General features: G+C 42.2%; 22 protein-coding genes. 14 read left to right on the forward strand and 8 right to left on the reverse strand.

From position 1 onward, the window contains the following. The first annotated feature begins 87 nt into the window (after window positions 1-87). The 3 genes from EKM61_RS08560 (at window position 88) to EKM61_RS08570 (ending at window position 2,049) form a co-directional block, all read left to right on the forward strand. Window positions 88-567, forward strand: coding sequence for a flavodoxin (locus EKM61_RS08560; protein WP_068224013.1), 480 nt, complete (start codon window positions 88-90; stop codon window positions 565-567). Between the two features lie 114 nt (window positions 568-681). Further along, window positions 682-1,116 (forward strand): MerR family transcriptional regulator, encoded by a 435-nt coding sequence (locus tag EKM61_RS08565; RefSeq protein ID WP_068224016.1) that lies wholly within the window; start codon window positions 682-684, stop codon window positions 1,114-1,116. Window positions 1,117-1,203: 87 nt separating this feature from the next. Then, entirely contained in the window at window positions 1,204-2,049 is an 846-nt protein-coding gene (locus EKM61_RS08570; RefSeq protein ID WP_068224019.1) for an aldo/keto reductase, read from the forward strand. Between the two features lie 92 nt (window positions 2,050-2,141). Here the strand turns inward: EKM61_RS08570 and EKM61_RS08575 are convergent, their stop codons facing one another. Then, a complete protein-coding gene (locus tag EKM61_RS08575; RefSeq protein ID WP_068224021.1) occupies window positions 2,142-2,735 on the reverse strand; it encodes a TetR/AcrR family transcriptional regulator in 594 nt (197 codons plus the stop codon). A gap of 748 nt (window positions 2,736-3,483) precedes the next feature. On the opposite strand from EKM61_RS08575, the gene EKM61_RS08580 reads away from it, so the two are divergent. After that, window positions 3,484-4,353, forward strand: coding sequence for an NAD-dependent epimerase/dehydratase family protein (locus tag EKM61_RS08580; protein ID WP_068224026.1), 870 nt, complete (start codon window positions 3,484-3,486; stop codon window positions 4,351-4,353). Window positions 4,354-4,510: 157 nt separating this feature from the next. Here EKM61_RS08580 and EKM61_RS08585 read toward each other — a convergent pair whose 3' ends face one another. After that, window positions 4,511-5,512, reverse strand: a complete 1,002-nt coding sequence (locus tag EKM61_RS08585) for an alpha/beta fold hydrolase (RefSeq protein ID WP_068224030.1) — start codon at window positions 5,510-5,512, stop codon at window positions 4,511-4,513. Window positions 5,513-5,605: 93 nt separating this feature from the next. Beyond that, a complete protein-coding gene (locus EKM61_RS08590; RefSeq protein ID WP_082918495.1) occupies window positions 5,606-6,499 on the reverse strand; it encodes a LysR family transcriptional regulator in 894 nt (297 codons plus the stop codon). 345 nt (window positions 6,500-6,844) lie between these two features. Between EKM61_RS08590 and EKM61_RS08595 the strand changes: the two genes are divergently transcribed. From EKM61_RS08595 to EKM61_RS08605, 3 genes are all read left to right on the forward strand, one after another. Further along, window positions 6,845-8,308 (forward strand): FAD-dependent oxidoreductase, encoded by a 1,464-nt coding sequence (locus EKM61_RS08595; protein ID WP_404802786.1) that lies wholly within the window; start codon window positions 6,845-6,847, stop codon window positions 8,306-8,308. A gap of 234 nt (window positions 8,309-8,542) precedes the next feature. Further along, on the forward strand, window positions 8,543-9,211 hold the full coding sequence (locus EKM61_RS08600) for a hypothetical protein (RefSeq protein WP_068376967.1): 669 nt from the start codon (window positions 8,543-8,545) through the stop codon (window positions 9,209-9,211). Between the two features lie 60 nt (window positions 9,212-9,271). After that, window positions 9,272-10,210: a restriction endonuclease gene (locus tag EKM61_RS08605; RefSeq protein ID WP_068224042.1), complete on the forward strand. Its 939-nt coding sequence runs from the start codon at window positions 9,272-9,274 to the stop codon at window positions 10,208-10,210. A 107-nt stretch (window positions 10,211-10,317) separates the two neighbouring features. Here the strand turns inward: EKM61_RS08605 and EKM61_RS08610 are convergent, their stop codons facing one another. Together EKM61_RS08610 and EKM61_RS08615 are read right to left on the reverse strand one after the other, a co-directional pair. Next, window positions 10,318-10,575: a Txe/YoeB family addiction module toxin gene (locus tag EKM61_RS08610; protein WP_068224043.1), complete on the reverse strand. Its 258-nt coding sequence runs from the start codon at window positions 10,573-10,575 to the stop codon at window positions 10,318-10,320. Continuing rightward, a complete protein-coding gene (locus EKM61_RS08615; protein ID WP_068224048.1) occupies window positions 10,568-10,837 on the reverse strand; it encodes a type II toxin-antitoxin system Phd/YefM family antitoxin in 270 nt (89 codons plus the stop codon). The genes EKM61_RS08610 and EKM61_RS08615 overlap by 8 nt, the downstream gene beginning before the upstream one ends. A 449-nt stretch (window positions 10,838-11,286) precedes the next feature. Here EKM61_RS08615 and EKM61_RS08620 point away from each other — a divergent pair, with 449 nt between their 5' ends. Continuing rightward, window positions 11,287-12,594 carry an AAA family ATPase gene (locus EKM61_RS08620; RefSeq protein ID WP_068224049.1) on the forward strand — a complete coding sequence of 436 codons (1,308 nt, stop codon included), beginning with the start codon at window positions 11,287-11,289 and terminating at the stop codon, window positions 12,592-12,594. Window positions 12,595-12,846: 252 nt separating this feature from the next. Then, window positions 12,847-13,398, forward strand: coding sequence for a sugar O-acetyltransferase (locus EKM61_RS08625; protein WP_068224051.1), 552 nt, complete (start codon window positions 12,847-12,849; stop codon window positions 13,396-13,398). 470 nt (window positions 13,399-13,868) lie between these two features. On the opposite strand, the gene EKM61_RS08630 is transcribed toward EKM61_RS08625, so the two are convergent. Further along, a complete protein-coding gene (locus EKM61_RS08630) occupies window positions 13,869-15,047 on the reverse strand; it encodes an SAM-dependent methyltransferase (protein WP_068224053.1) in 1,179 nt (392 codons plus the stop codon). A gap of 355 nt (window positions 15,048-15,402) precedes the next feature. On the opposite strand from EKM61_RS08630, the gene EKM61_RS08635 reads away from it, so the two are divergent. The 5 genes from EKM61_RS08635 to EKM61_RS08660 all read left to right on the forward strand — a co-directional run bounded on the left by EKM61_RS08635 (window position 15,403) and on the right by EKM61_RS08660 (window position 18,787). Next, window positions 15,403-16,365, forward strand: a complete 963-nt coding sequence (locus EKM61_RS08635) for a 2-hydroxyacid dehydrogenase family protein (RefSeq protein ID WP_068224056.1) — start codon at window positions 15,403-15,405, stop codon at window positions 16,363-16,365. 192 nt (window positions 16,366-16,557) lie between these two features. After that, window positions 16,558-16,992, forward strand: a complete 435-nt coding sequence (locus tag EKM61_RS08640) for a GNAT family N-acetyltransferase (RefSeq protein ID WP_082918496.1) — start codon at window positions 16,558-16,560, stop codon at window positions 16,990-16,992. A 56-nt stretch (window positions 16,993-17,048) separates the two neighbouring features. Beyond that, window positions 17,049-17,315: a hypothetical protein gene (locus EKM61_RS08645; protein ID WP_068224058.1), complete on the forward strand. Its 267-nt coding sequence runs from the start codon at window positions 17,049-17,051 to the stop codon at window positions 17,313-17,315. Between the two features lie 828 nt (window positions 17,316-18,143). Beyond that, window positions 18,144-18,422, forward strand: coding sequence for an AbrB/MazE/SpoVT family DNA-binding domain-containing protein (locus EKM61_RS08655; RefSeq protein WP_068376964.1), 279 nt, complete (start codon window positions 18,144-18,146; stop codon window positions 18,420-18,422). After that, window positions 18,422-18,787, forward strand: a complete 366-nt coding sequence (locus EKM61_RS08660; RefSeq protein ID WP_068224066.1) for a type II toxin-antitoxin system PemK/MazF family toxin — start codon at window positions 18,422-18,424, stop codon at window positions 18,785-18,787. Before EKM61_RS08655 ends, EKM61_RS08660 begins: the two co-directional genes overlap by 1 nt. Window positions 18,788-19,240: 453 nt before the next feature. On the opposite strand, the gene yaaA is transcribed toward EKM61_RS08660, so the two are convergent. Both yaaA and EKM61_RS08670 read right to left on the reverse strand, forming a co-directional pair. Next, window positions 19,241-20,005 carry a peroxide stress protein YaaA gene (gene yaaA / locus EKM61_RS08665; RefSeq protein ID WP_068224068.1) on the reverse strand — a complete coding sequence of 255 codons (765 nt, stop codon included), beginning with the start codon at window positions 20,003-20,005 and terminating at the stop codon, window positions 19,241-19,243. 181 nt (window positions 20,006-20,186) lie between these two features. Further along, a complete protein-coding gene (locus tag EKM61_RS08670; RefSeq protein ID WP_068224071.1) occupies window positions 20,187-21,194 on the reverse strand; it encodes a DnaB-like helicase C-terminal domain-containing protein in 1,008 nt (335 codons plus the stop codon). Between the last annotated feature and the right edge of the window lie 164 nt (window positions 21,195-21,358).

A 21,358-nucleotide genomic window follows, 5' to 3' on the forward strand; every position in this document is an offset into this window, starting at 1 on the left:
GAACAATTAGAGAATATCACACAGCATCCAAACAGCGAAGCTGGTCAATACTTGAATACATTTTTAATAATACGAGGAGGTTCAGATATGCAAAGCAATAATAAGAAGTTAATTGTTTATTTTTCCCTTTCTGGCACGACAAAGAAGGCGGCCGAAAAAATACAAACGGCCACCGGTGCAGACATTGTACAATTAGAACCAAGGAAGGCCTATCCAGCCGGTTATGAGAATTACACTGAAGTTGCAAAACGGCAATTAGACAATGATCTTCATCCAGCGATTAGTACGGAAATAAAGAATTGGACGCAATATGAGACAATTTTTGTTGGTTTTCCAACTTGGTGGCAACAACCGCCGATGATTATTCACTCATTATTTGAGCAGTTTGATTTTACCGCTAAAACGGTTGTCCCTTTCACAACAAGCATGAGTACGCCGATCGCTGATTCAATGGCCTATTTTACGGAATTGGTCAGTTCAAGTAACGCAAAACTTACCGCCGGATTTCGCTATAACAATGATGATCAGGCCTTAGACACTTTTTTGCAGGCCAATGGATTGGTTTAGGCTTTTAAATGATTTAGGTCAACTTCTAAAAAACACTTGCTCTGGAGTAAACACTAGGGTTTAGATTTAAGCCACTAAGGCAGCAACCAAGTTTTTTAAGATAAGGAGTTAGTGATGAATAGTAAAAAAGTATCCGAAGTGCTCGGGGTTTCCGTTGATACATTGCGCTATTACGAAAGGGTCGGTGTGATTCCGCCCGTAAAACGTGATAAAAATGGCTATCGGAATTATAGAGATAAGGATCTAAATTGGATTTTTCTGGCCAAAAGTTTGCGTGGTGCCGGGATGTCAATTGAATCAATGATAGATTTTGCTTCATTGGCGCAATCCAATGAAGGTGTGACGGCGGCGCAAAAAGAGGTGCTGCATGAACAAATGGAACAATTGGATAAAAAATTCGCTGAATTAGAGAAAACACGGCAGATATTAAAATATAAAATTGATACTTACGATGACCATTTGGCCAAATTTAAGTCCGGCGAAATGAATTCGGATAATGTAGAACAAATGTGGAAAATGGCCGAATTTAAAACAACCGAAAAAGATTAAAATAAAGGCTTGCTATGAAGTGCAGTTCAGGGTTTAGACTTTACTCTATTAACAAGTACAACTAAATTGAAAAGGAGATTTTTAATAATGACAGTTCCAACTTTTAAATTAAACAATGGCGTTGAAATTCCGGCAGTTGGTTTTGGGGTATTTCAAATTGAAAATGGTGGTACGAAACAGGCCGTTTTAGATGCAATTGATGCCGGTTACCGGTTGATTGATACCGCGCAAGCCTATGGCAATGAGGCCGAAGTCGGGGCGGCCATTAAAGAATCCCCAGTTGATCGAAAAGAATTATTTGTAACGACCAAGGTCTGGGTTAGTTCAACGGGCTATGATGCTACGAAAAAAGAATTCCAGGAAGCATTGGATCGTTTGCAGTTAGATTATTTGGATCTATTCTTGATTCACCAGCCTTACGGAGACGTATATGGCTCATGGCGCGCAATGGAAGAATTGCAAAAAGAAGGCAAGGTTCGGGCAATCGGCATTTCTAATTTCAACGCTGACCGCTTTGTTGATTTGAACTTGCATAATGAGGTTACGCCACAAGTGAATCAAATTGAAATCAATCCGTGGAATCAACAGGCAGATGAGCTGGCCTGGCATAAAAAATTAGGTATTCAGGCCGAGGCGTGGGCACCATTTGCTGAAGGAAAGCACGGTTTATTTACAAATGACGTCCTCAGTAAAATTGCTGCCGCCCACAACAAGGGTGTTGGCCAAGTGGTATTATGTTGGCTCTATCAACGGGGAATTGTTAGTTTGGCTAAATCCGTTCATAAGGAACGAATGGCCGAAAATATCAACATTTTTGATTTTGAGTTGAGTGCTACCGAAATGCAACAAATCACCAGCTTGGATAAGAAGGAATCAGCGTTTTTTGACCACCGTGATCCTAAGATGGTTGAACAACTAGGGAAACCAATGTGAGCGTAATAAACTTATTTGGCAAACAAGGTAAAGTAACAGCTGTAAAACTGCCGATTAACGGATTTCCAATCGAAGATCAATGATTACACGTTCTAAGCAGTTTCAATAAGAATTGTATCCAAAAAGCTGTCCAATAGATTTACGGGATCGCTGATGCCAACTTCGGTTTCAAGGTGTTGGGTTAGATTTAAATCAACCATGCCAACAATGAAGGCCGAAGAAATATTGCAAAGTTCAGTCGAAGTTTTGTCAATCGTTAGACCGTTGTCAACGATTAAGGCAAAACAGCGCTGATAACTACTATTTAGCGTTTGAATGGCGTTGTTTAGTTGCGGATAGTCCGTAGAAGGCCAATTTTTGTAAAAAATAAGTTTATACTTCTCAGGATTATTCTTACCAAAATTGTAAAAGAGCAATAAAATATTTTTAATAAAGGTCCGATTGCCCGTTGCGTGGTTCAGTAAGGCCGCCACGTCCGTGTGTAGTGTAGTGATGATCTTTGCGGCGACTGTCGCCAGTAAGTCGTCCTTGTTTTTAAAGTGGCGGTAGATGGCCGAACGCGACAAATTTAGTTCTTTGCCTAAATCCCGTAAATTGACCGCCGCCAGTCCTTTTGTTGCAATAACTTTTTCTGTAACGATAATTAGTTGTTCTTTTGTATGATTAGTTTCGATAATTAAAACCACCTTTAAATATTTAAGGAAGTGCGTCAAAAGTCGGTTTGAGGTTGGCGTGGTTTGTGCTTGTCTAGTTTCAACTTAGCGAATTGTGCCATAGTTGCATGGGCAATATATGAAACAGCAAGCTGATTAACGTTTTTGGTTGCAATTCCGACTTTGGTCCATCCTAGTCCGATTGACATCGTAAGCGAAGTAGTAATAATTTTCAATTATGGAATAGTAGCTGCAACAGACAGATCACCTTTTTCAAAAGTAATTTGTCGGTTTAGGCCAATCCTCAGAATTTAAACGTTTTTCCAAACAAGGGTACATGAACCTAGAATTTTGGCGTACTTCTAGAATAATACGTAAGCGGCTTGGACTTTGGTCCGGCCGCTTTTTCTGACCAATTTAGTCTTGGAAGGTGGCCAATGTTCAGAGCCTTAGGGGCCAGACTTTAATTAAGTACCAGCGACCATTAGGGCCAATTGTGTTAATCAATTCGGCCGCGCTGGTCATTTTGCTTAGGGTACAATCGCTGCGACAAAGATCTGAGTCGTAAGGCGCACTGCGTTAATTATTCAAAATTCTAGCCACGATTACGCCAAATTTGTTGGAAGTAATTATTAAAATTAGGCCCGCGAATTATCAAGGCAGGTCACACTTTAGTTTAATCTAAAGTGTTGACAATGACAATATTTTAGACTAAGCTCTTAGCGTTGACAATGTCAACATGCAATCAAATCAAAAAAATAACGGAAAAGAGTTAATAACAATGAAAATTTTTGTAACTGGTGGAACTGGTAAGGTTGGTAGTCGGTTGATTCCGTATTTAATCAAGCACGGTCATCAGATTAAAGCATTAGTACGTAATCCACAAAAGGCAGAAAAATTGGCCAATTCTGGTGCAGAATTAGTTGTTGGCGATCTTTTAAAAGACGAACTAACGAACCAGCTAGGCGGTTGTGACGCTGTTATTCACGTAGCAGCACAATTTCGCGGCAATGTTTCGGATGAGCAGCAAAACGATATTAATTTTAAGGCCACTCTGAATTTAGCAAATAGTGCTATTTTGGCCGGAGTAAAACGGTTTGTTTTTGCCAGCACTAGTAATGTTTACCGTGGGAAAACTAATTTACTCGGTCGACCGTGGCGCGAAACTGACGAATTAGGACCGGCAATTGCCGCCTACCCAGAAACCAAGATTAAGGCGGAAAAGGCTCTCACACAGCTTAACCAGGAAGGGAAATTAGAGGTTAGAATACTGCGTTTAGGCTTTGTTTACGGGGCCGGTGATCAACATTTAACCGAAACGATTCCTTACATGACTGGCTTCAATCCGCAGATGAAATTATCATTAATTCATCACGATGATGTTGATCAGGCTTTTATGTTGGCGGCAACGACAGCTAACTTAAATGACAGTAACCCGATATTTAACGTGGTGGATGAAGAACCACTTACTGTTGTGGACTTGCTGAAGTTAGTCGGCGCCCAACCGCAACCCACGTCTGAATTGAGTTCGGCGGCCTTAGAAACAGGTGAGTACGAAATGGCCTTAGATAATACAAAGATTAAAAACAAATTGGGTTTTAAACCAATTTTTCCGAATTTCTATACTGCACAAAACGCCGATAGACTGTAGTAGTTAGTCCGGCGGCGTTTTGTTGGGTGATTCAGTTTAAATTAAGAAGATTAAAGCATCTGCTGGTCGCTCTTTGGGCCGGCTTTTTTAGGCACAGTTACACTACTGGCAAAAATCCAAGTTAGTGTGTTGTCACTTTACTGATTCGTTCGGTCTGTTAATTTAGCACCGGCAAGACGTTTTCGCGAATCATTTTCAAGAAATAGTCTGGATTAGCGAATAAACACAGGTGGCCGCTATCAGGGATTAAAACCATTTTTTTGCTAGGTGCCTTAACTTGGTCAAAGTAATCTTTGGCGCTTGCGGCGGGGGTCACAACGTCGCCGGCACCTTGAAAGATGAAGAAAGGGACGGTAGTTTCGGTTAAAAGACGTTCGTAGTTAAAGTGATCCAACTCCATAGCCAGCTGCTGCTTTGTTGCCCGCATACCGCGGAAAAAGGCCATCACATCGGCCAAGGAATGGAATGGTGAGGTCAAAAGTTGGGGGATTAATAAATCCTGCATAGCATTTGGTACGGCCGGGTTAGCCTTGGCCGCATACCGATTGAAGCGGTTAATTTCCGTATCGGTCCAATTATCTAGTCGCTGGGGCATTTTTTTCATTCGGCGGGTCATTTTCTTATTGTGATTGGTCTGGCCAAGGGCTTTTAGTTGGTCAACGGCGGCCTGGCGGGAATCTTCAAAATCTTGGTCAGTTGCGATATAGGCCGCGTAATATTGTGGCGACTGCTGCAACATTAAATTAGCGGTAAAACTGCCTTCTGCGCTACCAACTAAAATTAGTGGTGTTGTGGAAAACTTTTTGCGCAACCAACGTGTCAGAGCCAGGCCATCATCAACGATTTCTTGTAAACTAGTTGGGGTAACTTTTTGTTTGCGGTAAGTTTTACCGGCGCCACGCTGATCCCATTCAACAATTGTAACTTCTTTTTCAAAATTTTGGGTTAAATTGCTGAACATTGAATTGGTGGCGGCCGGCCCACCGTGAATGATGAGCAACAACGGATTGGTGCGTTCAGCGCCGCGAATGGTGACCCACTGTTTTAGACCGTTTAATGAGACATAATCGTTGAAGTAATAACCAGTTGAGCTGTGTCGGGCCAATTGCTGTTGATGCGCTTGCCGTATGTTGCGGCGGTTCGTGAGTGTTACTTTCATTAATGGTTTCTCCTTGGTGAACGTTAATTGAATAATTATGGTGTAATACTTTTAATGAATGAATAGCTGTTTTTCAGCTGTATTCACGCTGAGTTAGCCTTTATTAAGACGCAGATAATCTTTCAAAACAGGATTCTGGTTGCTGGGGTTGTAAAAGGCGATAATTCGGTAAGCTTGTTTGCTTGTTGGGGACGCAATTGGCTTAAAAATGATGTCCCGCGTATCTTGTAGGTTGGCCAATAAACTGGAATTAAGTAGGCCTTGGGGGTAAAAGGCGATCGCCTGATTTAGTGCAACCAGTAATTGCATTTGCTCAAAGCTGCTGACCCGGCGGACGTGCTCGTAATTTTGAATGCTGGGATTATTGAACAAAAAACTTTCCAGCAAGAAAGTCGATCCTTCAGGACTATAATACAGAATATCCTTACCTTGCAAATCTGCCTGTTCAACAACTTTTTTGCCAGCCAGTGCGTTTAGTGGACTGACACCCAGCACCATTTGGTTTTGGTAAAGGTCAAACGAGCCAAGCTTTGGCGTGTCTGCTAGGGGATCAATGCCGTAATTAATTGATAGCGCCAGGTCTAAATTTCCGTTGACAATACTTTCGGTTAAATGCTCGTTACTCAATTCTTGCAAAACGAATTGCGTGGCGGGCCTTTTTTCTTGCAGTTTTTTTAGAGAACGGTGTAATAAGGCAGCTTCAAAAATAGAGAAGTAACCGATTCGTAAAACGGCGTTATGCTGCTGGACATCCTGTAATTGCTGAACGGCACTTTGGTAGCTTTGCAATAAATCTTGTACCGTGCCGACAAAGTATTGCCCAGCTACGGTTAACCTAATTCGGTTGGTGCGGCGATCGAACAGTTGAATACCAAGTTCATTTTCTAAACTGGTCATTTTTTTGGAAACGGCACGCTGCGAGCGTAACTCCACGTTGGCGGCTTTTTCGAAGCTACCCAATTGCGAAACCAACAGAAACGTTTTCAATTTATCAGTATCCGTAAGTATTCCTCCCCAAATAAAAGTTCGGCTGACGAACTAATTAAACCGTTTTCATAACGTGTGAATGCATGTAACCTGAGAGTAGTTGGAAAAGCAAACTCGTTGACACCAAATTAGTCAGGAAAATACTAATAAAGGTATTTTATAAACACGATTTAGGTTGAAACGGAGCTAGTAGCAGAAGCCGCTTTTTCAAACACGTTGACACTAAATCGGTTAGAGCTGGTAAGGGTAATCGCGCCACATTTCTAGTCAGGTTCCAAGGCCAACCACTTTTTAATACTTTACCAATTGTAACCTGTTTCATTCAAAAAATCACCAGGAGGTCTCATGATGGACTTACAAAAGAAAATGTATGATGTTGTCGTTGTTGGAACTGGCGCAGCTGGTATGTCGGCTGCGATTGAAGCTGCCCAAAAGGGTGCCTCGGTTTTACTAGTTGAAAAGGGCCGTCATCCAGGTGGCAGCAGCAATTACACTGAGGGCTTGTTTGCCGTGGACAGTTATTTGCAAAAAGCGGCCAACATCTCGGTTTCCGGCACGTCCGTTTTAAAAGAAGAAGTTGGTTATTCGAAATTTAGAGCTGATTCGCGAATTTGGCGGCAGTACATTGATTCCAGCGCGGATACGGTTGCTTGGCTCCACGATTTAGGCGTGGAATACGAAGGTGTTCAGGCGATGGGTGCCGGCGAGGCAACGTGGCACATCTATAAGGGCATGGGCGACCAAGTGATTAATCACGTCATGTTGCCTAAGGCCAAAGAATTAGGCGTTAAAGTGTTGACCTCCACGGCCGCAATTGGGTTGGAGAAGACTGCTAACGGTGCGATTTCCGGGGTTGAATTACGGGATGAAAGTAACGCTGAAACCCAGACCGTTGGAACTAAAGCAGTGATTCTAGGCACTGGCGGCTACCTTAACAACCCAAAAATGATGGCCAAATTAACCCACTATGATACTAATCGTTTGATTCCAGTTAGTTCCGGCAAAGGGACCGGTGACGGATTGCGGATGGCTTGGGAAATTGGGGCCCAGCAGTATGGTACCGGGATGGCAATGTTGTTTGGTGGCTATTTACGCGATCCTAGTCAACCATCCTTTGCCTACATGGCCTCACAAATGAACGCTGCGGCCACTTGTCAGCCGCTATTATGGGTCAATGAAAATGGGGAACGTTTCGTTGATGAATCAGTTGTTTATAATTTTTCATACGCCGGTAACGCCCTCTATACGCAAAACAAAGTATTTAGTATTTTGGATCAAAGCGTGATTGACCGCATGATAACGCAGGGAAACTTCATGGGCTTAGGCGTTTACGTCAAACGTGGTCAGTTGATGGATAAGTTGCAGGACGAGCTTGACCAAGCAGTGGCGGCAGCGAAGCCATTTATTTTCAAGGCCGATTCAATCACGGAATTGGCTAAAAAGATGAATGTTCCCGTTAGTCAGTTGGAAAAAACGGTAACTGACTATAACCAGGCCGCGGCTAATGGTGAAGATCAGTTATTCGGTAAAGATCCTGAGTATTTACAACCACTTAAAAAGGGCCCTTATTACGGCTTTGCCCTAGATAACGGTGCCTTTTGTACCATGGGCGGTTTGAAAGTAACACCTAACAACGAAGTCTTAGATGAACAGGGCCAGTTAATCAACGGTTTGTACGCTGTGGGCAATGACGCCACGGGGTTGGCCGGCGATACTTACGGACCAAATATGCCCGGGACTTGCGTTGGCTACGCTTTTTATTCCGGCCGCAATAGTGGTGCTCACGCGGCGGCTTATTTGAAGAAATAAGTGGCCTAACCCGGTTGTTAAAATACCGTTAAGTTAGTTTTTAAAATTATCACCATGAACTACTCAGAAGGCCATTTAATCTGAGTAGTTTTTGTTTGGCGTGAATTTGGTGCTTAGGGAAATTCGTTTAAGTCAGTAATGAGCCTTCTTTTACGGCGAATCTGCTATTTATAATGCGAATAGAGTTTGCTATGATACTTCTAGAAGTTAATCGCGCCATTTGGAGGAATTACTATGAAAAAAATTAAAATTGGGTTAATGGTCGGGGGATTATTACTTTTAGCAGGTTGTGGTGCACAGGAAAAGCAGGCAACCGCTGGTAGTACCAAAGCGGCACGTTCCACCGTTAAAATGGCTCAGTCGTCGTCCAGTCAGGCAACGCCACAACAGGCAACAACTGCGCCAACGTCCGAGTCAACATCAGCAGCCGCCACGTCCTCGCAGCAAACGGATGAAAATTCGGCGGCATTTCCTTATGAAGTTGAGGCCAAGGATTTAGGGACAACGGCTACTTACAACCTTAAGGGAGTCAATCAACCCCGGGAGTTGGTTTTTAATCAATTAGGCACAGCTGCGGCAACAGTAACCTTTTACTGGCCAGATAATCAAACCGGCGAATTAAAGCAGCCCGGCGATCAGCGCCAAATTACGTTGAAAAATGTGCCAATGACCTTGATTCGCGTTTTTTCTGCCAATAAGGTGGGCAATTCTGAGATTCGGACAGTTAAGGTTAACACCGAAATTGTTGTGGCGGACAAACCAGCGTCGACACCGGAAGCCGGCCTTAACGGCAACATGTACCTCTTTAGAAACAGCCAGGGCAGCATTTCACTTGCAACACCTGAGTACGCTGGCAATGTGTCCGCCGATGACGCTGATGTGATGGAAGAGGTTTTGCAGTAGGTGGGGTGTTTTTTCGATTTGGTAACGTTACCTAAAGACAAATAGTTAGAGGCACAAAAAATGGAAAAAGATGACTTTTCAAATTTACCACGAGTTCAGCAAGAAGACGTGATCATGCCTGAGATTATTAAGATCTTACGTAAATTAGGTGGCCACGCTACCACTAATGAAGTAAAGCAGGCGCTGTTGGAACAAGACAATGCCATTCCAGAAACAGTTATCAATCAAATTAAAATGGGAAAAAAGGGTCAGCAGTACAAGCCATTTAATTTTCCGTTTAATTTTAGTGTTACAAATTTAGAAATTGCCGGAATTTTGATGCGACCACAACGAGGAGAGATTGAACTGACTAAATCTGGTCGGCAATTAAATCTAGATTCATTGAATATTCAAATGGATATTCGTGCTAAGTCCGATCCTGAGTGGAAACGGCGCCACAAACAAAATCTAATTAAACGGCAAAAAAGTAAAAACAATCCGCCTGTTGTTAATGATTCGGTAGAAGATACTATCGTCGAAGATACAATTGATGCTTCCGAACAATGGCGAAGTGATCTATTGGCGGCCCTTATGCAAATTTCACCGGCCAAATTTGAACTTTTTTCTCGATTATTAGTGAAGTCAATGGGGGTCAAATTAGACGAAACGATTGGTATAAAACTAAGTGGTGACGGTGGATTGGACGGCTATGGTTATCTAACAACTGATGATTTTCGAACGGCCAGAGTTGCCGTGCAGGCCAAACGTTGGGAAGACATGGTGCCATCGCCAGAAATTGATAAATTTAGAGGCGCGATGGATAAACATAACGCTGAATATGGTATTTTTGTTACAACGGCCGATTTTTCACGGGCTGCGATCTCTGCTGCCCGGGCTGGAACGCGAGTGATTACATTGATTAATGGTGAGCGATTAATTGATTTAGTTGCTAAATATCAGTTACACGTCACACCAGTTGTAACTTATGAGTTGGATGACTTTTTTAAAGAAAAAGACTAATTTTCACGGCCAGGTATCTGCAACACACTAATTAAAAACATAAAAAGAGCGCTGCGCCAGAATTAATTTTTGGCGCAACGCTCTTAGTTGAATTACTAGAATATTCGCTAATAGTGATCCTTAGCGGAGTAAATGTAAATTGTTTCGTTGGCTACTTGGTAAATTAAGCGGTGCTCATCACTTATTCGCCGCGACCATTTACCGGCCAGTTCGTATTTCAATGGTTCAGGTTTCCCCAATCCTTCGTAGGGTGTTCTTTCAATATCCTTAATCAAGCGATTTATTTTTTTAATGATGGCCCTATCATTTTTACTGTGCCAGTACAGGTAATCATTCCAAGCGCCATCTGACCAGGCTTTAACCATTATTTTCATCCGTAATTAGGTCATGGGTTTTAAAAGTACCTTTAGCGAATTGCTGATCGCCTTGTTTAATTTTATCCATCAGATAATTATTTGATAAAACGCGCATCGTTTCTTGCATTGCATCGTAATCGCGTTTACCCATGACAACAATATTTTCTTCCGAATTTTTACTAGTTACAATTAAAGCATCCGAATCATCGTTAACCTGGCGCATATAATCTTTTAATTTTTGTCGAAAATTAGAGTATGCTACAGCATCCATAATGATCACTCCCTTAATTTTATAACCTTATTGTACGATATATTGTACAATAAGTCAATCGATTAGAAATTTGGCTTTTCCTGATAGCGCTGCTAGATTAATTTTTAAACGAATGGAAAAAATGAATGAGCTTTTACATTACCAAGCAATGGGACACTATTCTTAGGCCTTAATCCCCATAAAAATCGGCCCAAATTTTATTTCAAGATGACGCCGATTTGATGGAAGAGGTTTTGCAGTAGGTGGGGTGTTTTTTCGGTTTGACCGGTTAAAATATAAATGCCTATTTCAGTCTGTTTAGATAGATCTGTATTGCCAAGATCAGTCATCCAAGATTAAAACAAATTTAGTCCTAACGTGCTACAATAAATGCCAAATCAAAAGATCAACTCTCAATTACCATGAATTATAACAAACTAAAAATATCAAATACCAAGGAAAGTGACCACATGTCTTCGGAACCATTGTCGTTGTTTGGCAAAAATAATATTCATCAACCGCTTGCCGATGCCATGCGTCCGCAAACGCTTGAGCAAATGGTTGGGCAACAACAGTTACTCAATGTTGGTCAACCATTACGGCAAATTATTGATAAGAAAATTGCAATTTCACTTATTCTATGGGGGCCGCCTGGTACGGGTAAGTCAACGCTGGCCTATGTTATCGCCAAAACGCTGAGTCTACCATTTGAACAATTTAATGCCAGTACTGAAAATAAGGCAACACTGCAGAAGTTTGTTGGCAGTCATCCTAACGAGTCTTTTGTTCTGCAATTAGATGAAATTCATCGTTTAACAAAACCGATTCAGGATTTTTTGTTGCCCTACCTTGAATCTGGCCAAATTTTACTGGTTGGTACAACAACCGAAAATCCTGTGATTACCATTAGTCCGGCTATTCGTTCCCGCTGTCAATTGTTTGAATTCAAGCCAGTGGAGCCCAACGACATTGTGCCGGTTTTGCAGCGTACCACGGAATCAATTTATCATTTTGACTTAGAAGCGAAATTAGCCCTGTTAATTGCCAATTGTGCTAACGGGGACGTTCGGGTTGCTTTGAACATCTTAGAGACATTGGTTGCTATGCATGGGGCCGAGCTTAATCGTGAACAGATTATTGAATTTGCCAAAAATCAGCATTTTGCCTTTGATGAGGATTCGAATAATCATTATGACTATTTAAGTGCTTTTCAGGATTCAATCAGTGGTTCCGATACGGACGCAGCGCTTTACTATTTGAGTGTGATATTGAATGCCGGTGATTTTGAATCGGTGATTCGCCGGATTCGTGATCTTGCTTATATGGTTGTTGGTTTGGCCGATTCGCATGCTGTTGATACGGCAATTCTTGCTTGTCAAACGGCGCTGCAAGTTGGCCTGCCGCGAGCAACAACGCACTTGGCCTACGCCACGATCACATTGTGTTTGGCACCAAAATCTGATTCCGCTGGCCAATCCTATGAACAGGCCAACGAAGACGGCAAACAATCGAATCAACTTCATCCAATGCCCAGTTATTTACGGGATTTTCACTATAAGCAGTCGATTGAAACAACCGGTGGTGGTGATATGCTGAATCCATTTGAGCAACCGCATCAAATTGCTAAGCAGCAGTATTTGCCGGATGATTTGCTGAAGCGGCGTTATTATCAATCACGAGATAATAAAAGTGAACAGGTGCTTTATCGGCGTTACCAGGCATTACGACGTTATATTAGCTCACCAAATGAAACGCCAGCTGCTGAAAATAAGCATTAATAGTTGAGACTGTGAGCTCAGTTCTAGCTTGTGGATGAAATTTTGCTGGTCGGACGTTGCTGGTAATGGTAAAGTTCAGGCCAGTTTTGCTGTTTGCTACGTAAAAATCCTATTACTAAATCACTATCGGTAGGCTTAAAAAAGCACTAGCGCTAACCGCTATCTAGCGTCACCCCAGGGTCTTAATTTTTCTAACCAAAAAAGCGGCCCAAACTTTATTTCAAGTGGTAGGCTAAAGTTTGAGGTGATTAGATGACGGAGCTAGAAAAATTAACGGCGGGGGAAGAGTACTATTTTTTGGATGCTGCTGTTGCTAAACGGAAGGCACGGGCAGCGCAGTTATGCCAGGAATTCAATCAAATTCCCGCAACTGATCCGCTGGCACAAACTAAAAAAATTAAGGAAATTTTTGGATCAACTGGAAAGCGGGTTTCGGTTCAAGCTAATTTTAACTGTGACTATGGACTCAACATTCACGTTGGGGAAGATTTTCTCAGTAACTATAATTTAACGATTTTGGATATTGCACCGGTGAACATGGGCCATAACGTGATGATTGGCCCGAACGTTGATATCTATACTGTCAATCATCCGCTGACTGCCAAGGGGCGCAGTGCTTATTTGGCGCAAGCGAAGCCAGTGACGATCGGCAATGACGTCTGGCTCGGTGGCAAGGTCGCAATCATGCCTGGTGTCACCATTGGCAATAACGTTGTCGTGGCCGCTGGGGCAGTTGTGACCAAAGATATTCCCAGCAATACATTGGTTGGTGGGGTACCGGCCCGTAAAATTAAATCGTTGTAGTAAAAGGCGTGGGCTAAAAGGCGGTTTTGGGTTCACTGCGTAACGTAAGCTAATTCAATAACCGTATTATGGTTATTGAATTAGCGGTAGTCGTGTTTGGAAAAGCAGATTCCTGCGGTTGCCATGTTTCAACTTGGCGGTTTTTGCCGTAGTTGAATGGACAACGGATGAAGCATCTAGATTATTAGCGCTTTGTGCTAATAATCCTCAATTGCGGAATAGTAGTTACGATCGCCAAATCATCTGCTTCACAGATAATTCGTCAATTTAGACTGCGACTCGGACTTCGGTTTAATTTAGTCCGATCGACAACGTTAGTAATGCTCAGAATCTGGACGCTTTTTCAAACACTTCCGGAGTTAGGCACGTGAACCCAGACTTTTGGCCCACGTTCTAGCTTAACGTTCGACAATAAAAGGAGGCTAGGATAAAAGTCCTAGTCTCTTTTTATGAGCAAATTTATGAGCAAATTATTTATCGGCGTACATATAATCCCGGGTCATTGGTAGACCTTCGCCACTTGGAGCCTTAGTCAGCAAGAACTGCATGACGTCAATGTTACCAGCCTCAAATGAAGCGGCGGCCGCCTGAAGATAAAGGTCCCACATGCGACAGAAACGTTCGTCAAACATTGCGCGAACTTGATCGCGAACCTGGTTAAAATTGTGATCCCAAATTTCTAGGGTCTTTTGGTAATGGCGGCGCAGCGGTTCAAAATCATCGATTTGCAGGTCAGCTTCAATCATGTAATCGAGGTTTTTGGAAACGCTAGGAATGTAGCCACCAGGGAAAATATACTTGGTTAACCAGGGATCGACACCGGCGCCGTTATGCTGGCCAGTGATACCGTGAATCAGTGCTCGGGCACCAGGTTTGAGAAGTTCATTGACCTTTTTAAAGTAACCGGGAAGATTGTCCTTACCCACGTGTTCAAACATGCCAACACTGGTGATGTAGTCGAATTGGCCTTTGGTTTCCCGGTAATCTTCTAAACGAACATCGACTAAATCTTCCAGCCCGCGTTTTTGAATTTGGTACTTCGTGTAGTCATACTGTTCTTGACTAAGAGTGACCCCAGTTGCGTGGAGGCCGTAATCTTCGGCAGCAATGAACAAAAGCGTACCCCAGCCAGAGCCAATATCCAGGAGTGATTTACCCCGTTCTGGTTTTAATTTTTTCAAAATGTGGTGAATCTTATTCAACTGTGCCTGTTCCAAAGTATCATCATCGTGTTCGAAGTAGGCACACGAGTAGGTGAGGCTTGGGTCCAACCATAATTTGTAGAAATCATTGCCAATATCATAGTGGCTTTGAATATCTTTTGTGTTTTCTTTTTCTGAGTGGCCCTGTTTCGGGATGAATTTCATAAAACTCTTATCGTGCATAAAGCTGCTAGTTTGGCGGTATGCGGAGGCAACAACCTGCTGGATTGAACCTTTAATATCGATATCGCCATCCATATAAGCTTCGCCTAAGGTTAAGGTGGCGTGTTTCGCAACTTCCTTCATTGACAGTTCCTTGTTGATGTCAATTTCAGCTTGAGGCGTGCCCGCACCATAAGTTTCGGTGCTGTCGTCCCAATACTTAACCTTAACCGGGAAATCAAACGCATGACTCAATAGCGTTTTATAAACCTTTTTTTCTAACACAAACGTTCACTCCATTTCAAAAATATTAACAAGTCTATTTTAGACTTTTCATGTCATTAATGTTAATGCTTTTTGAAAATTTTCTGTTGTTGGACCATAATTTTAGATATTTTTTGGTAAGGCTGATAAAATCAGTGTTGGTAAAAGAAGAACGTAGTCGCTAAGCCAACACGATCTAGGCACACCGTAATTTGTAATTGTCAATTATTGTTACTAACGTCTATCAAATGGAACAACGCTAAATTACGCCTAAATAATTGAGCGTTCGTTACTGAAAAGTGCGTTATTGTAGTTGATTGTCATTTAGTTAATAATACAGTCGTAGAAGCAAATATAGTCTAGGAGGTCTGTAAAAATGAGTCAAATTTATCTAGCCGCCAAATTACCGGCGATCACAACGGAAATTCTAAAGAAACAGCAATTGGATTTTAGCGTTTATTCCGGGACAGGTTTAATTTCAAAGCAAGAATTGTTGGCAAACGTGAAGGACGCAGAATATCTGGTCACGGCGCTTTCAACAAAAGTCGATCAGGAAGTCATTGATCACGCGCCGAATTTGAAACTGATCACCAATTTTGGTGCCGGCTTTAATAACATCGACATCAACTACGCCAAGGAAAAGGGCATTGTTGTGACGAACACGCCACTTGTTTCCACAAATTCGGTGGCCGAAGTTACGATTGGTCTCATTTTGGCCTTAAGCCATCGGATTGTTGAAGGTGATGTCCAGATGCGCAAGGAAGGCTTTCCCGGTTGGGCGCCGCTTTATTTCTTAGGCCAGGAAATCGCTGGGAAAACGTTGGGTATCGTTGGTCTAGGCAATATTGGCCAAGAAGTTGCCCGGAAGGCGGCCGCTTTATCAATGAAGGTCCAGTACTGGCAGCCCCACCAGAAATCCGACCCTGAGGAACGAAGCCTGGGGGTAAACTATGTTTCTTTCGCTGAATTGACCCGAACCAGTGATTTTATCAGTCTTCACGCCCCGCAAACTAGCGCTAATTATCACCAATTTGATCAGGCTGTTTTTAACCAAATGAAGTCCACAGCCGCAATCATTAACGTTGCCCGAGGGCCAATTGTCGATGAAGTTGCGCTGCGGGATGCACTGCAAAACAAGCAAATTGCCGGCGCCGCTTTAGATGTCTACGAGCATGAACCAGCAGTTACGGCTGGCCTGGCGGACATGAAAAACGTTATCTTAACGCCGCATATCGGTAACGCCACGATTGAGGCTAGGGCGGCAATGGGCAAAATTGTTGCCACTAATATCGCTTTAGTGCAGGCTGGGCAAACGGCTAAATATGTGGTGAATCAATAAGATTGAAAATAGCCCAAAATTGAAATTAATGAGCCGCCAATTTGCAAAAAAATTTAATTGATTGCGCGGTTTAAATTCTCTAAAATTTAGCACATTGATGTTTCCGATCAACTGTGCCATTTTTATGCCATAATTGGCCTAAGATTAGCAATTACTTAAACAAAAAAATTAAAATTTTGAGGTAGAAATGTGATGCAAATTAAAATCGTAAATAAACTTAATGCGGCGCAGTTGCAGCAGGTCATGTCTATTTGGTTGTTGGGCAATACGCAAGCACATGATTTCATCCAATCAGACTATTGGCGCAAAAATTACGCCGCCGTGGCCGAACAGATTCAGGGCGCCACACTGATTCTCGCTGAGCAAGATGATCAAATCTGCGGTTTCTTAGGACTAGTGGATGATTATATTGCCGGCCTGTTTGTTCGAAAAGACGTTCAAAATCAAGGCCTAGGAACAAAATTAGTTGCCCGGGCAAAAGCAATAAAATCACCGTTAACGTTATCGGTTTATCAAAAAAATGACCACGCCGTTAAATTTTATCAGGCGCACGGCTTTGTCATTGTGAAGCAGGGCGTGGATTCGGATACCAACGAAGTTGAATTCACCATGCAGGCTGCGGAATAACAATCCTGCTGAAGGCTTTTAGGGCGCAGCTAATCAACTAGCAAAAGGGGAATATTATGGAAAAAATCAATTGGCGTCAATCTGAAAAAGAAATTTATCCTTTAAAAAAGGCAACGTCGATCACAACTTTACCGTTACAAAATTTCATCACGATTAGCGGTCAGGGTAATCCTAACGGCCCAGAGTTTGCCAGAAAGATTAGTGCCCTTTATCCAATTACTTACGCAATTCGAATGGCGCCCAAAAAAGGAATCGAATTTCCCGGCGCGTTTGAGGATACCGTTTACCCGTTGGCGTGGAAAAATTTAAATCAGGACAATTGACTCAATTTTGTATTTTAGACAGCTTTAAAATGAAATACCAACGTAACTGTAGGAGGCCGATAATATATCAACATTAACGCCAAAAAGTAAAATAGTTTCCGTAAGCTTAACGAATGCTATCGTTGAACGAGCCAAAAAGAATCTGGCCAAACAAGGCCTAACCGTATCTGAGTACATCCGGCTATCATTAGTTAAGGCGGCCGACAATGAAGTTCAGTTAATTAATTTTCTTGATACACCAGAAGCATTAAGCGCAAAGAAGAAAATTGAAAATAATAACACGGAGTCTTTTGATTCTGTCGCTGCCTGGTGGGATAAATTGAACGAGAATAATTAAAGTTCATTTACTGAGTGGCAAATTGAGGCTACCGTGAATTTCATCCCGGACGTTTTAATAACTATGGCAAAAAGTACGATAGTTGAATCGTTATTTATATGATTAATCATAACGAATTAGTTTTAACTTTAGTAACTACAGGTGATCATAAAATATTAGGTCGGTAAATCGAGTCACTCGGTTGGAATCATAACAAACTGAGTGTTAAGGACAGTAAAAGAATCGTCATCAATTTAAAATTAATTGATAGCGCTCCTTTTTACGTTACGTTTGTTTATGATTACATTTGGTGAAAAGTTTCTGCCTAAGATTTTAGTCTAAATAAAGTAGAAATTCGGTCAGGACGACTTTATACGCGTTTGGTTGTATATGAATCTGATCACCGACGTATTCTTGTTTAACCTTACTAGTTCCTAATTGAATGACCCACGTATATTTTGTTAATATTGTTAATACGTGTTATTATTACGCTAGACAAGGAGTGATCAATCATGATTAAGGAAGAATATTTAGGTATTTTTAAAACCCGTAAACAGGGCAACTCAATCGCGGTCACCATCCCAAAAGAGGCGGGAATCAAACCAGGTGTTGAACTTGCCGTAACGCGCATTAACGACCAACTAGTTTATGTTCCAGTTAAGCCCAAGCAACCAATTAATCTATTTGCTTCGGACGCTGTCAAAAAGCACGATTTTGCCCAAGAAGTAAATGACCTTGGTTATAATCCTGACAAAATAGCACCAATTGGCCACGAAAGGGTTGATGACTAATGGTCACTATCCCTAAACAAGGTGACTTTGTTTGGCTGGATGCTGAGCCCCATGCTGGTCATGAGATTGGTGGTCATAATCAGAGTAAGCGTAATATTGCACGCCCGTTTCTAGTCGTCAGCACGACAGAGTTCAATCAAAATACGCCTTTCGTTCAAGTTATGCCCGTGACACACACGCTACGAGATGATGACCCATTAATGATGCAAGTGGTCGACCCAAAACTGCGGCTAAGCGGCATGGTGTTGTTTGCACAATTAAAGGGCTATGATTATCGCGCTAGGCATGGCACAATCATTGGTCAGTGCCGCCCTAACGTTCTAAAAACTGCGCTGAATGTTATCAGTAACATTTACGGACTTTAGACCAATCTAGTGTGGCCACGAGTTTCCGCATTCAATTCAGATTAATGATGTTCTACTTTTGGTTTCATGATCGTCGTTTATCTGCCAGGCCAGAAGCTTTTTTCATTATTTAAATAGCAGCTTAATTACGGTTTGCTTTCTTGGCCTGGTAGTTTGTATTTTATTTACGCAAAGATAGCAAAAGGATCGCCATCAATTTGAAATTAATTGATAACGATCCTTTTTACGTTACGTTTATTTGTAATTATATTAGGGCGGCCTTTTGCCCAGAACTTCAGTCTAAATAAGGCATTAATTTGGTCAGGACGACTTTATACGCGTTTGGTTGGGATCTATCACCGACGTATTCTTGTTGACGATGTCTTACTTGAAAAGGCTAACGTCATGGAACAAAGGGACTCCCTTGAAGAAATTATAGTGAGTGGGTGACCAGTTATTCGGTTTATTTCACTATCAAATTTGATTAGTGGCCGATTGTTGTTTAACAAACACCAACTTTGTTTCATCTGATAATTCTGGTGTGTAGTGATAATTCAGTCGGTCAAAGTGCCGCAAATCGGCCAGTTTTTTTATATTATTTTCCGCCATAAAACTAACCATCTCGCCCCGGGCCATTTTGGCCAACGTGGCCCGCGTTTTGATTTTGCCGTCTACCCAATGGCCAAAAACGATATCAATGAGCTGCACGTTGGGTTGGAGGTGGCGCTGAATTATTTTGGCGTATTCTTGGGACGCTAGGTTAATGATTGGTTCGGCCTGTGCGTGTAGCGCCTGATAGGGTTTGGCACCCCAAAAGTCGTACAGATTTGTACTTTGCCCGCTTTTTAAATGAGCCTGCATTTCGAGACGGTAGGGGACAACACCGTCAAATGGACGCAGGATCCCGTAAAAGCCGGATAAGATCCGTAAGTTGGCCTGCACGTAGGTTAGTGCGGCCGCGGTAAAAACATCTGGCGCCATATATTGATATTGGATGCCAGAAAAGGCCAGTAACGCCGGCGTTAATTGCTCTTTTAGCGCCATTTGTTGTAACCAATCGTAATTAGTTTGGGCAAGCTTATCACTACACTGCCACAATGTTTTTAAGTCTGAATAGGATAACTGCCGCATTGTCAGCAAAAGCTGTTGGGCCTCGCTTAAATACTGGGGCAGGGCAGCAATGGGAAATGAATCGGTATCAATTTTCATTTTTTTAGCTGGTGCAATGATGATTTTCATAGCGCGACCTCACTTGTTCTATCTGCTTGTATTTTAGCAGAAATTACTGGGGTAAACGTGGTCGCGTGAATATTTTGCTGGGAAGTGTTTGAAACAGCGCAGGAGCCTGCTTTTTTAGACACATTTTTGTCAACGCACAACATTAATCAACCTGGCACCACACAAAACCTCCAAGCCGGCCTTATTTCGGACTATCCAACGGCATAAATTTCATTTGTTGCGTATCAAAAATTAACGGGATTTCCGCTAGTTCGCCGGAACGATTTTTGCGGAATAGTAAATTAATATTGCGAATTTTGCTGCGTTCTTGAACCTGGTCCTCTAAATAAAGAAAAGAGACAATGTTGGAATCTTGTTCAATACTGCCGGATTCGCGTAAATCAGCCAGTTGTGGCTTGCGGTCAACCCGTTTTTCTAGTTCACGATTTAACTGGGAAAATAAAATGATCGGAATGTTCAGTTCATTTGTTAGTAATTTGAGTTCCCGGGTGATGGCCTCAATTTCTAAACGCCGATCAGTAACGCGGGCCTTGGTTCGTGCCAAACTAACGATTTGTAGGTAATCAACGATGGCAAAATAGTTAACCCCTTTTTCGGAGGCTTTTTTGGCGTTTTCCCGAATCACTTTGATAATCTGCGGTAGAACCAGAATCTTGTCGTGTAAATTGACGTGTTGCGCGGTAATTTTAGGTAGAATTTGTTGGACCTCTTTTTTTTGGATTGGTGTCAACAACGCCTTAGGATTGCGCAATTGATTAACGGGAATGCCCGTATGAAAGGCGATTGTTCGATTGAAATTATCTTCGCCCGTCATTTCTAATGAAAAATGATCGACGCAGATTTCTGGATCAATTGCTAGGGCACTTTGAATAAAACTTAAGCCAAAGGCCGATTTACCAACTCCCGGCCGTGCCCCAATGGTCCAAAGTACACCACCACATAAGCCATTACCAAGCACTTTATTCAGTTGTTGGAACGTTTTAATACCGGCCGAACGGGAATGGTCCAAGTAATAACGTAAATCATCTGCGTATTCACTCAATTTCTTGGTTGGTAATTCCGGTAGATTTAGGACCCGAACCAATTCCGTCATTTCACCCAGCGCTATCATATTTTCGCTGGTTGGATATTTCGCGTAACGGCCGGCCAGTGCTTCTAATTCGCCCTGATAATACCGGCTCTCTGTCAAATCCTGTTGATAGCCAATTTTACAGCGTTAGAAGTTAGGCAACTTCTAATGCTGTTTTTTTATTTGGTTTGGTGCGCATTTGTTGTAGTTTGATCCGTGAAACTAAATGGTGATAGTTACGAAAACCAAAAGCCGTTCGCTGGATCTGTTTGATCATACGATTG

The sequence above is a fragment of the Loigolactobacillus backii genome, from assembly GCF_003946275.1.
Classification (GTDB): domain Bacteria; phylum Bacillota; class Bacilli; order Lactobacillales; family Lactobacillaceae; genus Loigolactobacillus; species Loigolactobacillus backii.